This window comes from Flavobacterium sp. LAR06 (assembly GCF_041946075.1).
In the GTDB taxonomy this organism is placed as follows: Bacteria; Bacteroidota; Bacteroidia; order Flavobacteriales; family Flavobacteriaceae; genus Flavobacterium.
This window is the reverse complement of sequence record NZ_JAUTYT010000001.1, coordinates 577,131-592,350: the sequence shown is the minus strand read 5'-3', so window position 1 is coordinate 592,350 and position 15,220 is coordinate 577,131. Positions and strand designations below refer to the sequence as shown.

Below are 15,220 nucleotides of genomic sequence, written 5' to 3'. Positions count from 1 at the left end.
ATTTACAAAAAAAACAGTGCTATGGTATTAAGTAGATTTTGGTTAACTATTTTTATTTCGTCGATTATCTTTGTTATATTCAGTTTGTTTACTGCCAATACTTATACAATTGATTATGTTCTGAATGGCAAAAAAGACGATCCTATTCTTATTTCCGAAAAATACGCTGAACAACTTCCTGCTTTCATCAAAGACAGCATCAAAAAAGCGCCGGATCAAACCATGATCATCAATCGTGATACACTTAATGCTGACACCACTTACGTTTATAAAAACAAAACCGTAAAGATTTTCAGCGGTGTTCAAAAATCTGACGGTTTATTACCAACTTGTAAAACTACCTTACTCGATTTAATTTTACCATTAATGGCTTATTTAGCCTTTTTCTGTGGATTAATGGAACTTTTAATCATTTCAGGAGTTTCTGGAAAATTAGCCAAAGTATTGAGTCCGGTTTTTGTAAAAGTGTTTCCGAGTATCCCAAAAAACCACCCTTCTATCTCGTATATGACGTTAAACTTTGCCGCGAATTTCTTAGGATTAGATTCAGCTGCAACACCGTTTGGTCTTAAAGCAATGGAAAGTTTACAAGAAATAAACCCCGACAAAGACAAAGCAAGTGATGCACAGATTATGTTTATGTGTCTGCACGCTTCAGGTTTAACCTTAATTGCAACTTCAATTATCGGTTACCGCGCCGCCGCAGGTGCGAGCAATCCTGCAGATGTTATGCTTCCCTGCATTATTACTTCATTTATTGGCACTATTGCTGCTTTTTTAATTGTCGGAATCAAACAAAAGATCAATTTCAAAAGTGCTTCTCTTGTTATTGGTCTAATGGTCTTAATTGCCGCGATTGTTGGTTTGTTAATGTATGTGAACCATTTAGACTTGATTGGTAAAAACTATTTTACCACTAATCTTTCGGCACTAATCTTAATGTTTATAGTTGTCGCTACTTTAATTTTCTCCTTCATCAATGAAAAGAAATTCACCGATGCAAACACCACAGTTTTTGACTCATTTGTAGTAGGAGCGAATAATGGCGTTAAAACTGGGGTTACTATCTTTCCTTATGTTTTAGGGATGCTAGTGGCTATCTCATTATTTAGAAACAGCGGTTTGTTTGAAATTATCAGTGATGGTATCGCCTTTATTTTCTCAAATATGGGTGTCAACAAACAAATCACAGATGCCTTGCCAGTTGCGATGCTAAGACCTTTTAGCTCAGCAGGATCAAGAGGATTTTTGATTGATTCGATGAATACTTTTGGCGCTGATTCCTTAACGGGGCGATTGAGCAGTATTTTTCAATGTAGTGCTGAGAGTACTTTTTATGTTATTGCAGTTTACTTTGGCTCTGTAAACATCAAAAACACACGATATGCTTTAGGTACCATGCTTTTGGTGGATGTAATTTGCGTAATTACTGCAATTTTTGTAGCGAGCTGGTTTTTTTAAAAACAATCTTTTCATTTAATTAAACACAGCTAATTCAAATTCTTTCTTAGAGAAATAATTTTTAACTTTGTCAAAAACAAAGAAATGATTGATTTTATATACCAAGACCCTTATCCAATTTTAAAGGATGATACACAATATCGCAAAATTACTTCTGATTTTGTAAAAGTTGAAAAATTTGGAGAACGTGAAGTTCTTACTGTTGATCCAAAAGGATTAGAATTATTAGCTGAAGAAGCTTTAACAGATGTTTCTTTCATGTTGAGAACGAGTCATTTGCAAAAACTAAGAAACATTCTGGACGATCCGGAGGCTACAGATAACGATCGTTTTGTAGCTTACAATTTACTTCAAAATGCTTCAGTAGCTGCTGAAGGCCAGTTGCCAAGCTGCCAGGATACCGGAACTGCAATTGTAATGGCAAAAAAAGGCGAAAGCATTTTTACTGGTGTTGATGATGCAGAATGGTTGAGCAGAGGAATCTTCAATACATACCAAAAACGCAACTTACGTTATTCTCAAATTGTTCCGATTTCGATGTTTGAGGAGAAAAACTCAGGTTCGAATCTTCCGGCACAGATTGATATTTATGCTAAAAAAGGAAACTCATATGAATTTTTATTCATGGCAAAAGGTGGTGGATCTGCTAATAAAACGTATTTATATCAGCAGACTAAATCTTTATTGAATGAAAAGTCTATGGATGCTTTTGTTCGTGCAAAAATTAAGGATTTAGGAACTTCGGCTTGTCCTCCATACCATTTAGCTTTGGTTATTGGCGGAACTTCTGCGGAAGCAAACCTAAGTGCCGTTAAAAAAGCATCTGCCGGATATTACGACAATTTACCGACTACAGGAAACATGGCTGGTCAGGCTTTTCGTGATCATGAGTGGGAACAAAAAGTGCAGCAAATTTGTCAGGAAAGTGCAATTGGGGCACAATTTGGTGGAAAATATTTCACACATGATGTTCGTGTAATTCGTTTGCCTCGTCACGCCGCTTCTTGCCCGGTTGGATTGGGAGTTTCGTGTTCTGCTGACAGAAACATCAAAGGAAAAATTACGAAAGACGGAATTTACGTAGAGCAATTAGAAGTAAATCCGAAACAATTTTTACCAGAAACAGCTCCACATTTAGAAGCTCCGGTTGAAATTGATTTAAATATGCCGATGAAAGATATGTTGGCAAAACTATCTCAATATCCAATAAAAACGCGTTTAAAATTAAACGGAACCGTAATCGTTGCCCGTGATATCGCTCACGCAAAAATTATGGAAATGCTGGAAGCGGGTCAACCGATGCCAGAATACTTTAAAAATCACCCTGTTTATTACGCTGGCCCTGCAAAAACTCCGGAAGGAATGGCTTCAGGAAGTTTCGGACCTACAACGGCAGGACGTATGGACGTTTATGTAGATGAATTCCAAAAACATGGCGGAAGTATGATTATGTTGGCGAAAGGTAACCGTACCAAACAAGTTACAGATGCCTGTAACAAATATGGTGGATTCTATTTGGGTTCTATTGGAGGCCCGGCGGCTATTTTAGCTCAGGATAATATCTTAAAAGTTGAAGTTGTTGACTTTGAAGAATTAGGAATGGAAGCTGTTCGTAAAATCACTGTTAAAGATTTTCCTGCATTTATTATTACAGATGATAAAGGGAATGATTTCTTTGAAAATCTATAATCTAAGATACTGAGGCACTAAGATGCTAAGGTTCTAAGACAAAAAAACCGCCTATCTGGGCGGTTTTATTTTTATATTTCTCTATTTTTTTTCACCTTTACAAAAAAACTTTGCGAACCTTGCGTAGACCTTAGCGATCTTTGCGGTTAAGTCTCAAGCGCTTTTATCAACGCTTTCAAAAGCTATAAAATGCGACAGCTCACCTTTTAAATTAAAAATAGGGATGCTATTTATTTTGCATTTATAGATTTCGCCATCTTTTTTGTAATTCTCGATTGTTTTTTCAAACGGAACTTGTGATTGAATAGCTATTTTCATCTCTTTTAAGGCGATTTCAGACGTTTTTGGCCCCTGAAACATCTTTGGTGTCTTCCCGAGAATTTCGCTTTCTGTATAGCCTGTCATTTTTTTGATTCCGTTTGAGGCAAAAACGATTTTCAAATTCGCATCAGTAACTAAAATCACTTCGTCTAAAATTCGGTTTTTGATCTCCAGGTTTTTATCATTCCACTTAAACCGGTTTGAAATTTTATTTACTTTTTTTAAATCCGCAAAAATTGCCCGTAGTTCATTTAGATATTCATAGTGAAAATCCCAGGACAAAATGGGAACGGTATTCCGTTGCGGGATTTCTTCTTTAGTATTTTTCATTTTTGAAGTGGTATTGAAAAACTTTCTATAGTAAAGATAGAGAGAAAATTCATCATAAAAGCTAGATTTCTAAGTTTTTAACGCTACTTTGTTTATCAAAAAGCAAACTTTAACTGAACAACAACCGCTTTCTTCTCTTCGGTATTCAAATTGCTTAAAGAGATTCCGAGTAAGCGAACAGAATCTTTCATTTTTTCCTGATACAATAATTCTTCTACCGTTTCAAGGATTAGGCTTTTATCAGCAATAAAATAAAGCAATGTTTTGCTACGTGTTTGCTGTGTAAAATCACTGTATTTGATTTTCAGAGTAACTGTTTTACCTGAAATACTATGTTTTTTTAATCGTTTTTCCAATGAAGTGGCAATTCTTTCCAGTTGCTCCAACATAAAAATCTCCGAAGATAAATTCACATCAAAAGTATGTTCTGCCGCTACCGATTTTGTTACCCGATATGATTTTACTTCGCTATTATGAATTCCCCGAACCACTTTATAATAAAAAGCGCCTGATTTCCCGAAGTGCTTTTCCAGAAACTCTTCTGATTTTGTTTTTAAATCGGCTCCGGTAAAAATTCCCAGCTGATACATTTTCTCAGTAGTTACTTTTCCGACACCATAGAACTTCCGAATAGGCAATTCTTCCAGAAAAGATAAAATCTCATCCGGATTTACGGTTTTCTGCCCGTTTGGTTTATTGATATCACTGGCAATTTTAGCTACAAATTTATTAACTGAAATTCCAGCCGAAGCTGTCAATCCAACTTCATTTAGAATTCTTAACCGAATTTCCTGAGCTAATAAACTGGCACTCGGATTCCCTTTTTTATTCTGAGTTACATCCAAATAAGCTTCGTCCAGCGAAAGTGGCTCTACCAAATCGGTGTATTCATGAAAAATTTTATGAATTTTACCTGAAATTTCTTTGTACCGATCAAATCTCGGCCGGACAAAAATTATTTCAGGACAATATTTTTTGGCTAAAACGCCGCTTATGGCACTTCGAACACCAAATTTACGAGCTTCATAACTTGCCGCGGAGACTACTCCTCTATTCTCTGAACCTCCAACAGCAACAGGTTTTCCGCGTAAAGCAGGGTTGTCCATTTGCTCAACAGAAGCATAAAAAGCATCCATATCAATATGGATAATTTTACGATATGTAGGTGCTTCAGACATACTGCAAATTTAAACAGGAAGCTTGAAAATGAAATGAAAAAAAGCTACAATTTTACAACTATAGCTTTTCTTAATTTTAGTCTAAATAATTAAAATTCAATTCTAAAACCAATTTGATTAGCACGTGCCAGTAAAGTAGTTTTCGGCTGTGATTTATAACTATCAGCCAAACCAACGTTGTGTTTTTCTAGCGCCGATTTAATTTTTTTAGGATATCCTATTTTAATCGGAATTGATGCAATCAAGAGCGCGCCGCCAATAATAGCTGCGGTCATATTAGTACGCTCTGACTGTGGAGATGCATAATATCCGTTACCTGAGTACGTTGCTGTGATATTATCACTATTCATTCCGATAACCAAATTTGTAGCAACAAGTCCTAATCCTCCGTAAAAAAGAACATTCCCCCATGTTTTTTTATTTCTTCCTGAATTATAAAGTGCAAGTGCCTCAGAATTATTTGCCAATAATAATCGAACTTCATCTGGTTTGAGTTTTTTATTTTCAGAATTATAAACTGTTCCACCACTTCTGTAAGTAAGTTGTTGGGAATAGCCTGCCAGTGTTAGAAGTAAAAATAAAATAGTTAGGTTTTGTTTCATGTTGTAATTTGGTTTTTGAGGTTATGTTAGTTTTCTATTTTTCTAAAAAGATCTTTCTAATTAAAAACATTTTTAGGCACGCAAAGATTAACAACTAAATGATCACAAACAAATCATTTTATTTATTTTTGTATGCTACTCGAAATAAAATAAAATGCGAACATTTGTTATAGGCGACATACACGGAGGATTACTCGCACTTGAGCAAGTGTTGAAAAAAGCCGAAGTTACTACTGAAGATACTCTAATTTTTTTAGGTGATTATGTTGATGGCTGGAGTCAATCGGCCGAGGTAATCGAATATTTGATTGACCTGAAAAGCAAGCAAAACTGTATTTGCATCAGAGGAAATCACGATCAGCTTGCATTGGATTGGCTTGAAAACAGGCATGAAGAATTTGATGAAGAAATGTGGTACAAACATGGCGGCAGAGCTACTGTTGAAGGATATGCTAAATTGTCGGAAGAAAGAAAAAAAGAGCATATTGTTTTCTTAGAATCTTTACAGGATTACTACCATGACGATCAAAATCGATTATTTGTTCATGCCGGTTTTACTAATTTGAATGGTGTTGTCTGGGAATATTTCCCAAAATTATTTTATTGGGACAGAACCCTTTGGGAGTCAGCTCTTGCCTTAGATCCTAATCTAAATCCTGACGATCTTTTCTATCCAAAACGTTTTACTGTCTATAAAGAAATATTTATTGGCCATACTCCCGTAACCCGAATTGGACAAACCGTTCCGGTTAATAGAGCCTGTGTTTGGAATGTGGATACAGGCGCAGCTTTTAAAGGTCCGTTAACGATTATGAATGTTGACACTAAAGAATTCTGGCAAAGTGATCCGTTAAATGAATTGTATTCTGATGAAAAAGGTAGGAATTAATCTATAAAAAACTACATTTGCAATCCGAAATAATTAATATTTAAAATTTATGAAAAAAGTTATTACATTTTTGTTTTTAGTATCATTCGGCTTAACACAAGCACAACAGGCTTTTACCGGAAAAGGCGATGTTAGAGTTAACGTTGGTGCTAATCTACAAGATGGTGGTTCAGGAATTCAAGGTTCTGTTGATTTTGGTTTAGGAGAAAATTTCTCTTTCGGATTTGTTTCAACTTACCTATTAGGAGTTGATAATTTCACCGGGTTTTACGATAATAATCCAACTCCATACACTGATGAAAAACCAGAATTTCAAGATCGTTTTGACGCAAAAGCAAGAATAAATGCAAATTTAAGCAGTGTTATTGGAGTAGAGCAATTGGATATCTATCCCGGTTTGAGCCTAGGATTACACAATTTTGGTGGTCACGTTGGCGGTCGTTATTTTTTCACTGATGGTTTCGGTGTTTTCACAGAAATTGGATTTCCAATTGCTAAATACAGCGACAACAATGACATCTTTGATCATTTAAATAATCAGGCAACTTTTAGCTTAGGAGCCTCTTTTAATTTGCAATAAGTCTTTTAGATTTTCATAAAAAAGCCTCGCAAATGCGAGGCTTTTCATTTTAATCAAATTACAATTTTTACTTCTTAATAAATTTCTTAACGATTTTTTTATCCCCATTATTTAATTCGATGATGTAAAATCCTGCTACCAGTTTACTTACATCGATAGCATTTCCAGAAACTTCTCCTGCAATAAGTTGCTGACCAATTGTATTTAAAACTTTAAATGAATATCCGTTACTATTTGAAAAAGAAACATTTAATTCATTTTCAACCGGATTTGGATACAATGCAAATCTTCCAGTTTCAGTAGTTTCAATTAATCCTGCAGTCATTTCCTCCACAGCAACTGCACCAGAAGCTGTTATATTTATAGAATAATCTTCTACCTGACCGTATGAAAAAGACTCACAAGCTGTTGGAATTCCGTTGTATTTCATAGAAACTCTTACTCTTGTTGTTCCAAGCGTTGCCGTTGCCGGAATTGCAATTGAACCCGTTACCGGAGTTGTAGTTGATGTAGCTTTTGTCCAGGCCGTTTCACCAGAATCTGTAAAATCACCATCTTGGTTATAATCTATGAATACTGCATATCCTTCACTGTAAACAGAGGAAGTCCAACTAGGTGTAATTGTAATGGTATACGCTGTTCCTCGAGTTGCATTTGTAGCAATAGCTGTATAATTTTCATACCCCGTTGTTCCTGTAGAAGTATTATTGATCGTACCAAAAACTACTTTACCAATTCTTTCGTCAGCCGCACTATTTCCTTTAGACGTGCAGTAGGTTAAAGTTGTTGTTGTAGTTGTAACATTTACAGCGTTGCTCGCTGCTGAAATATTTCCTGCTGCGTCTTTGCCTTTTACTGTAAAAGTATATGCTGTTGATGCTGTTAATCCGGTAACTGTATACGTTGTCGTTGTAGACGAACCTTTTAAAGTGGTACCCTGATAAATGTCGTATCCTGTTACCGCTACATTATCTGTAGAAGCAGTCCATGCTAAATTGGTTGTTGTTCCGGTTGTACCAGATGCCGCAAGAGCTGTTGGTGCTGTTGGCGCAACTGTATCTGTAGATCCCGAATAAGCAGCTCCTACTCCAACGGCATAAAATGCATTTGTTGTAGCAATAACTTTAGCAGAACCTGCACCATACAAATCAATCGCTGATTGTATGCCTGAAGTTCTTGCATTTGCGTAAGTTGAATTTGCAGTTAAATAAACACTTTCTAATCGATAAGCAATTTTTGCAGCTTTATCGATTGTAATTCCGGTAACATTATAAACGCTTCCGATGTCATTTGTTCCAGATTTACCAACTGAAAGGATGTAAAACCAGTGATTTAAGACGCCTGAATTTGTATGAACACCGCAATAATCATTATTGTTTGTTGGCGTACAATTTACATTTATCCAGTAAGTTCCTCCGTACGTATCCGGCTGACCTTCAGAATTTGGATCACTCATAGAGCGCAAAGCCAAATGTCCAGATCTTCTTTCAATATCTTCACCCACCAACCAGGTTGATTTTGTAGGCGCCGCACGATATTCGATACAAGCTCCCCAAATATCTGAGAAAGCTTCATTCATTGCTCCTGATTCTTTTTGGTAGGCTAAGTTTGCCGTATAAGTACATACCGCATGACCTATTTCGTGTCCGGCAACATCCATTGCAGTTAAGATATCAAAACCTCCAGTTCCCGTTCCGTCACCATAGGTCATCACACTTCCGTTCCAGAAAGCATTGTTATTATTTGGATAACCTGCGGCAACTAAATTGTAATGCACATAACTTTTAATTTTCGCTCCGGCATTATCATAACTATTTCTACCATGAACGGCTGACCAATAATCATACGTCATTTCAGCTCCCCAATGTGCATCCAATGCACCATTGTCTTTATTAGTATTATTATATTCGGCAGCTGTCCAGTTATTATCTGCATCTGTGAAGTTTGTTGTTGGATATGTTGCCGTTCTTGCAGAATTATAGGTTTGAATCCCATTTCCACGCGTAACATCTGATAATATATAAGATGAACCGCTTAAACTTGTCTGAATTGTTTGCGTACCGCTATATCGAGTTGCCGCATTGGCAGCAACAACTGTAAGTTTGGAAGCTGTATTCTTTTTTTGCTCTTTAGCTCCTAAGCCGTTTGATCGCCCATGACTAAATTCGCCAAGATGTTTTATGGTTGCGTTATAAAATAATGCTTTTCCAGTTTCAGCATCAATATAAAGATCACCTCGGCTTAAAGGATTCGTTGCGTAAATATCAAATTTATAAGCCAATCTTACTTTGTCGCTTTTTCTCAATTGTCCCTGATCCTCCATAGATGGTAATAAAACCAGCTCACCTTCAGGCTTTTTATAATCCATTGCAGCGGCATCTTCAGGTTTCTCCCATAAATATTGTTTCGCACCGGTGTAAGCAATAGCTTTATCAAAAGCTGCCTGACTTGATAATTTTGGAGTTGTATTTACATTTTCAAAAGCATAAAATTCTCCGTTCATCGAAACTAATTTTCCGCCTTTTGAATGTAAAGTATAATTAGCAAACTCCACTTTAATCCCTTGTTCATACAATTGAAACTTTTCATGAGTAAAACCTTCTTTATCAGATTCTACTCTAATTTTTGAAAAAGACTGATTGTCTTTTAAACCTAATTGTTCTTTAAAGACTTTTTGAGAATCAGATCCTCTGTAGGTTGATTTGTCAGAAAAACTAATTGAACTTGGCAAGCCATTTTCAGATAGATCTTTTTTACTGACTCTTTTGTCGGTATTCTGCGCAGTTAAAGTCATTGAAAACGCAAAAAAAACAGTTGTTAATGCTAAAATTCCGGGTAATTTTTTTTCCATAATAAGTTTGGTTAAAGTTTGGTTAAATGGATTACAAATAAATTATTTAAAGTAAGTAAATACTTTATTTTTGTCTAAAAGTATTTTAAATTTGTTAGATAATCGATGTAATTTGCCTTTAATCGATAAAATGCAACATTTTTTGTACAAAATTCACTTCTATTTAACAAATTGTAAGAATCCTACAATAAAGAGATCAAAAAAGTAATTATACCATTGAATTATAACCTATTACAACAATTCAGCACTTACAAATCTCATTCTTATTGAAAACCCAGTAAACACAATAACTTTTAAATTATGCAACAAAAAAAGGCTAGCCTTTAAAAGCTAGCCCTATATTTTTAATTCTAAAAAAAAGAAACTAAATATTCATTTCCGGAATTTCACCCTCTATAATTAAATCCGCTTCAGTTGATGCAATGATGTGCTCAACAGAAACTCCTGGCGCTCTTTCTAAGAGCTTAAAACCCTTTTCTGTTACTTCGAGAACCGCAAGCTCAGTCACAACCTTTTTAACGCAACCTACGCCTGTTAATGGCAAAGTACATTTTTTAAGTATTTTTGATTCTCCTGCCTTATTAACATGCATCATCGCGACGATTATATTTTCTGCGGAAGCCACCAAATCCATTGCTCCTCCCATTCCTTTTACCATTTTCCCCGGAATTTTCCAGTTGGCAATATCTCCATTTTCTGATACTTCCATCGCGCCTAAAATCGTTAAATCTACTTTTTGGCTTCGAATCATTCCGAAACTAAAGGCCGAATCAAAGAAACTCGCTCCGGGAAGTGTTGTGATCGTTTGTTTTCCAGCGTTGATAATATCAGCATCTTCTTCTCCTGCAAACGGAAAAGGTCCCATACCAAGAACTCCGTTTTCACTTTGAAATTCAACTGCAATATCTTCACGCACATAATTCGCAACCAAAGTCGGAATCCCAATTCCAAGATTAACGAAATACCTGTCTTTTACTTCTTTTGCAATACGTTTTGCAATGTCTTCTTTTGTTAACATATTTTCTAATGTGTCAATTCGTTAATGTGCCAATTAGTCAATTTGATAATTAGATAATGCTCTCTGGCGCTTATATAAATTATCAAATTTTCTCATTTATCTAATTTATCTAATTTTTTCTCGTAAAATAATCCCAGGTTGCTTTTGCAATATCAGCGATTATCTTCTCTGTGTCTTCTTTGCTTTCAGTAATCTCTTTTAAATAAACCGAAAGAATAAAGTGTTTTCCGTTTGGAAGTTTTACAATTCCAATATCATTCATGGCAACTCTCAGATTGTTATCGTTTGTTCCTGAAATTCCAGTTCTGTGTGCCAATTCTGTTCCTTGCGGAAGACCGGCTTTCATCCAGGTAAGTCCTCTTGAAGTTTCTACCATTATTTGATATAAATACTGAGTTGTATTTTCTTTTAGAACTTCTCCTTTATAGAATTTCTCCAGCAATTCTGTCGTAGCCAGTGGTGTTGTTGTATTTACATAAAGGTTTTTCCAGCTTTCCATTTGCTTTTCATTGACCTTGATCACGAAATCCTTAATTCCTTGTTTGTCTATAAACTTCTGAACGACTTTTGTACCTCCAACTAAATTGATCAATAAATCACAACCGTTATTGTCGCTATGCGAAACCGTATATCGCAACACTTTGTCCAACGTTAAATCTATATTTCCCTCCGGATAATCTTCCCTCATTGGACTCCAGGTATTCTCATGCAAGTTCTTCTTCTTAATAAAGATTTTTTGATCCAATGAAAGCTTTCCTTGATCAACTTGGTTTAAAACAGTTAAAGCGATATGGAATTTAAAAACACTCATCATGGGTGCTTTCAAATTTCCATTAATACTTAAAGTATCTTTATCTTCAATGCTTTTAATAGAAATCCCCACTGTTGCATTCTTAGTTGCAATAATCTGATTTAATTGTTGCCTAAGATCAGACGTTGTTTGTGAAAAACCCTGAAACGAGAGAAAAGAAATTAGAATTACAGAAAGCTTGGTCATTTTATGATGTATCAGTTTATTAATATGGCAATTAGAAAATTTGATAATAGATAATGCTCGTCTTTGCGCAATCTAATTCATTATCTAATTGACTAATTATCTCAATTATCTAATTACGCTCTTTGCCTTACAGTACGTTGTTCAATTCTCTTTTCAAATTTTTCTCCTTGAAAAATACGTTGCACCATGATTCCCGGAATATGAATTTGATTTGGATCTAAAGTTCCAACCGGAACCAATTCTTCAACTTCAGCAATGGTAATTTTTCCGGCTCCTGCCATACAAGCGTTGAAGTTTCTGGCGGTTCCCTTAAAAATAAGATTTCCAGCTTCATCACCTTTCCATGCTTTTACAATCGCAAAGTCGGCTTTGAAGGCTTGTTCCATGATGTGCATTTTACCATTGAATTCACGAACTTCTTTTCCTTCTGCAACCTCAGTTCCGTAACCAGCAGGCGTAAAGAAAGCTGGAATTCCGGCTTGTGCTGCACGACAACGCTCTGCTAAAGTTCCTTGTGGAGTTAATTCAACCTCCAATTCTCCCGAAAGCATCTGACGTTCAAACTCTGCATTTTCACCAACATAAGACGATATCATTTTTTTGATCTGTTTCTTCTGCAAAAGCAATCCCAAACCAAAATCATCAACTCCTGCATTATTTGAAATACAAGTCAAATCTGAAATTGTGGTATTTACTAAGGCTGCAATTGTATTCTCAGGAATTCCGCATAATCCGAAACCTCCAAACATGATGGTCATATTGCTTTCGATTCCTTCTATCGCCTCCTGAACATTATTTACTTTTTTTGTTATCATAACAAACTGTCTTTATTAGCGTAATATTTTTGATAAAAATAAGATTTTCCAATTAATTTATAACGATTTCGTAAAAAATAAAGTCAACACAATCCAAAAAAAAACATCCCTTTGTATTCTTCTGAATTTCAGAAGCTACAAAAGGATATTTTTTATTTAGAGAGAACTGAATTTACAATTCGAATTCGTCTGTATTTTGTTCTGTTTGAGTAGTGTCTTTCACCACAGCAGGTCTTTGATAACAATCTACTTTTATAGAAAGATTTGACGGACGCTCAAATTCGGATTTAGAAATCTGAAGCGCTTCATCTTTATAACAAAGTTTCATAAAATAAGCCCAAACCGGCAATGCTGCTGTAGCTCCCTGTCCGTAAGTCAAACTTTTGAAACGTGCTGAACGATCTTCACAACCAACCCAAACTCCGGTTACTAAATTCGGAACCATTCCCATAAACCAACCGTCTGACTGATTTTGCGTTGTTCCTGTCTTTCCAGCAATTGGGTTTCTGAACATATAAGGATAACCTGTCCAGCGGTTGTCTCCGCTTCCTCCGCCTTCTGTACGCAAACGCGCCCCAGAACCGGTTTCAGTAACTCCTTCTAATAATTTAATCACAGCAAAGGCAATATCTTTATTTAAAACATCATGTGATTCCGGAATTGGTTCGTAAATAACCTCTCCGCTTTTATTCTCAATACGGCTTAAAAACTGAGGCTTTACATAAACTCCCTGATTAGCAAATGTGCTATAAGCAGCAACCATATCTTCAACCGTAATATCAACAGCACCTAATGCAATTGACGGTTGTACCGGAATTTCGGTTTTAACCCCTAATTTCTGTGTCAATTCTACAACAGCTTCAGGACCAGTTCTGTCAATTAATTTTGCTGAAACGGTATTGATGGAACCGGCTAAAGCTTGTTTTAAAGTCACCATCCCTCGGTAGGTATGGTTTGAGTTCCTTGGCTCCCAATCTTCTGTTACGTGATGACGCCCTTTGCGAATCACAAATGGTCCATCTAAAATAGAATCACAAGGAGACATATTTAACTGTTCAATAGCAGTTGCATAAACAAATGGTTTAAAAGTCGAACCAACTTGTCTTGCTCCCTGTCCTACGTGATCGTATTGAAAGTATTTATAGTTAATACCGCCAACCCATGCTTTGATATTTCCGGTTTGAGGCTCCATTGCCATTAAACCAGATTGTAAAAAGTGTTTGTAATAACGAATAGAATCCGTTGGTGTCATAATGGTATCACGTTCCCCTTTCCATGTGAAAATACGCATTTGCGTTTTTACTTTGAATGAAGCAATGATTTCATCTTCGCTTTTATCCATATCTTTCATGATTGCCCAACGCGTAGAATTTTTCATCGCCTGCATCATAAGCTTATCAGTTTCTGCCTGAGTGATATTTACGAAAGGTGCATTTTTATTATTTTTCTGGTCGATGAAAAATTGTTGTTGTAAATTTTTCATGTGTTCAGTAACCGCTTCTTCAGCATAAGACTGCATTCTCGAATCGATTGTGGTATAGATTTTCAATCCATCTTTGTAGATATCGTAATCAGAACCGTCTGGTTTTTTGTTTTCAGCAACCCACTTTTTCATGTAATCACGAAGGTATTCTCTGAAATAAGTTGCCGTTCCTTCACGGTGACTTTCTAATTTGAATTTTAAGGTAATTGGTAAGGCCTGTAATCTTTCCTTTTCAGCAGTAGTGATCATTTTAGCTTTTTCCATTTGCCCAAGCACCACATTTCGACGATTTTTCACGCCTTGTGGATTACGAACTGGATTATACAAACCTGAATTCTTGAACATTCCGACTAAAATCGCCGATTCGTCCATCGTTAAATCTTTTGGTTCTTTAGAAAAATAGGTCTGCGCTGCAGAACTAACTCCAACAGAATAATTTCCGAAATCGTAAACGTTGCAATACATCGCCAGGATTTCATTCTTAGTATATTGTCTTTCCAGACGAATGGCAATAATCCACTCCTTTATTTTTTGTACAATTCGGAAAGGAAGAAATTTGGAACCTTCACCATGAAACAATTGTTTTGCCAACTGCTGCGTTAATGTACTCGCTCCACCATTGGTTCCTAAAGTAAAAACAGCTCTTAAAGTACCACGTCCGTCAATTCCTGAATGTTCATAAAAACGTGCATCTTCAGTAGCAACTAATGCTTCAACTAAATTTTTTGGTAAATCCGAATATTTAAGCTGTGACCTGTTAGTTTTAAAGTACTTACCAAGTACAACTCCATCAGAAGAAATAATTTCTGTTGCCAAGTTAGAATCCGGATTCTCTAAATCTTCAAAAGAAGGCATTGAACCGAATAATCCCCAAGAGGCAAATAAAAAGAAAGCTAAAATTCCAAGCAAAGTATAAGCAAAAACTCGCCAGAACTTCTTTTTATAGTAATTAATATCTTTAACGCTATTTGATTGATTGTTTTTTTTAGCAGCCATAACTATATTT

At 35.8% G+C, this 15,220-nt stretch carries 12 protein-coding genes; 4 read left to right on the top strand and 8 right to left on the bottom strand.

The features are described from left to right. The first annotated feature begins 21 nt into the window (after positions 1 to 21). Positions 22 to 1,461: a nucleoside recognition domain-containing protein gene (locus Q7C23_RS02550; RefSeq protein WP_375031028.1), complete on the top strand. Its 1,440-nt coding sequence runs from the start codon at positions 22 to 24 to the stop codon at positions 1,459 to 1,461. 84 nt (positions 1,462 to 1,545) lie between these two features. Further along, on the top strand, positions 1,546 to 3,150 hold the full coding sequence (locus Q7C23_RS02545; protein ID WP_375031027.1) for a fumarate hydratase: 1,605 nt from the start codon (positions 1,546 to 1,548) through the stop codon (positions 3,148 to 3,150). Between the two features lie 153 nt (positions 3,151 to 3,303). On the opposite strand, the gene Q7C23_RS02540 is transcribed toward Q7C23_RS02545, so the two are convergent. The 3 genes from Q7C23_RS02540 to Q7C23_RS02530 form a co-directional block, all read right to left on the bottom strand. Further along, a complete protein-coding gene (locus tag Q7C23_RS02540; RefSeq protein ID WP_375031026.1) occupies positions 3,304 to 3,801 on the bottom strand; it encodes a PAS domain-containing protein in 498 nt (165 codons plus the stop codon). Positions 3,802 to 3,896: 95 nt separating this feature from the next. Further along, positions 3,897 to 4,979, bottom strand: a complete 1,083-nt coding sequence (dinB, locus tag Q7C23_RS02535) for a DNA polymerase IV (RefSeq protein WP_375031025.1) — start codon at positions 4,977 to 4,979, stop codon at positions 3,897 to 3,899. Between the two features lie 89 nt (positions 4,980 to 5,068). Continuing rightward, positions 5,069 to 5,581, bottom strand: a complete 513-nt coding sequence (locus Q7C23_RS02530) for a hypothetical protein (RefSeq protein WP_375031024.1) — start codon at positions 5,579 to 5,581, stop codon at positions 5,069 to 5,071. 154 nt (positions 5,582 to 5,735) lie between these two features. On the opposite strand from Q7C23_RS02530, the gene Q7C23_RS02525 reads away from it, so the two are divergent. Further along, positions 5,736 to 6,470: a metallophosphoesterase family protein gene (locus Q7C23_RS02525; protein ID WP_375031023.1), complete on the top strand. Its 735-nt coding sequence runs from the start codon at positions 5,736 to 5,738 to the stop codon at positions 6,468 to 6,470. Between the two features lie 49 nt (positions 6,471 to 6,519). Continuing rightward, positions 6,520 to 7,050: a DUF6646 family protein gene (locus tag Q7C23_RS02520; protein ID WP_375031022.1), complete on the top strand. Its 531-nt coding sequence runs from the start codon at positions 6,520 to 6,522 to the stop codon at positions 7,048 to 7,050. A gap of 67 nt (positions 7,051 to 7,117) precedes the next feature. On the opposite strand, the gene Q7C23_RS02515 is transcribed toward Q7C23_RS02520, so the two are convergent. The 5 genes from Q7C23_RS02515 to Q7C23_RS02495 all read right to left on the bottom strand — a co-directional run bounded on the left by Q7C23_RS02515 (position 7,118) and on the right by Q7C23_RS02495 (position 15,210). Next, positions 7,118 to 9,901, bottom strand: coding sequence for a M4 family metallopeptidase (locus Q7C23_RS02515; protein ID WP_375031021.1), 2,784 nt, complete (start codon positions 9,899 to 9,901; stop codon positions 7,118 to 7,120). 364 nt (positions 9,902 to 10,265) lie between these two features. Beyond that, entirely contained in the window at positions 10,266 to 10,919 is a 654-nt protein-coding gene (locus Q7C23_RS02510; RefSeq protein WP_192186624.1) for a CoA transferase subunit B, read from the bottom strand. Between the two features lie 109 nt (positions 10,920 to 11,028). Further along, on the bottom strand, positions 11,029 to 11,916 hold the full coding sequence (gene bla / locus Q7C23_RS02505) for a class A beta-lactamase, subclass A2 (RefSeq protein ID WP_375031020.1): 888 nt from the start codon (positions 11,914 to 11,916) through the stop codon (positions 11,029 to 11,031). A gap of 113 nt (positions 11,917 to 12,029) precedes the next feature. Next, on the bottom strand, positions 12,030 to 12,731 hold the full coding sequence (locus Q7C23_RS02500) for a CoA transferase subunit A (RefSeq protein ID WP_375031019.1): 702 nt from the start codon (positions 12,729 to 12,731) through the stop codon (positions 12,030 to 12,032). 172 nt (positions 12,732 to 12,903) lie between these two features. Further along, entirely contained in the window at positions 12,904 to 15,210 is a 2,307-nt protein-coding gene (locus Q7C23_RS02495) for a penicillin-binding protein 1A (RefSeq protein WP_375031018.1), read from the bottom strand. Positions 15,211 to 15,220 lie beyond the last annotated feature (10 nt).

Excerpts from the sequence above, each read along its gene's own strand:
- Q7C23_RS02515 (WP_375031021.1), bottom strand. The coding sequence starts at position 9,901 with ATGGAAAAAAAATTACCCGGAATTTTAGCATTAACAACTGTTTTTTTT.
- Q7C23_RS02520 (WP_375031022.1), top strand. The coding sequence starts at position 6,520 with ATGAAAAAAGTTATTACATTTTTGTTTTTAGTATCATTCGGCTTAACA.
- Q7C23_RS02525 (WP_375031023.1), top strand. The coding sequence starts at position 5,736 with ATGCGAACATTTGTTATAGGCGACATACACGGAGGATTACTCGCACTT.
- dinB (WP_375031025.1), bottom strand. The coding sequence starts at position 4,979 with ATGTCTGAAGCACCTACATATCGTAAAATTATCCATATTGATATGGAT.
- Q7C23_RS02545 (WP_375031027.1), top strand. The coding sequence starts at position 1,546 with ATGATTGATTTTATATACCAAGACCCTTATCCAATTTTAAAGGATGAT.
- Q7C23_RS02500 (WP_375031019.1), bottom strand. The coding sequence starts at position 12,731 with ATGATAACAAAAAAAGTAAATAATGTTCAGGAGGCGATAGAAGGAATC.
- bla (WP_375031020.1), bottom strand. The coding sequence starts at position 11,916 with ATGACCAAGCTTTCTGTAATTCTAATTTCTTTTCTCTCGTTTCAGGGT.
- Q7C23_RS02510 (WP_192186624.1), bottom strand. The coding sequence starts at position 10,919 with ATGTTAACAAAAGAAGACATTGCAAAACGTATTGCAAAAGAAGTAAAA.
- Q7C23_RS02540 (WP_375031026.1), bottom strand. The coding sequence starts at position 3,801 with ATGAAAAATACTAAAGAAGAAATCCCGCAACGGAATACCGTTCCCATT.
- Q7C23_RS02530 (WP_375031024.1), bottom strand. The coding sequence starts at position 5,581 with ATGAAACAAAACCTAACTATTTTATTTTTACTTCTAACACTGGCAGGC.
- Q7C23_RS02550 (WP_375031028.1), top strand. The coding sequence starts at position 22 with ATGGTATTAAGTAGATTTTGGTTAACTATTTTTATTTCGTCGATTATC.
- Q7C23_RS02495 (WP_375031018.1), bottom strand. The coding sequence starts at position 15,210 with ATGGCTGCTAAAAAAAACAATCAATCAAATAGCGTTAAAGATATTAAT.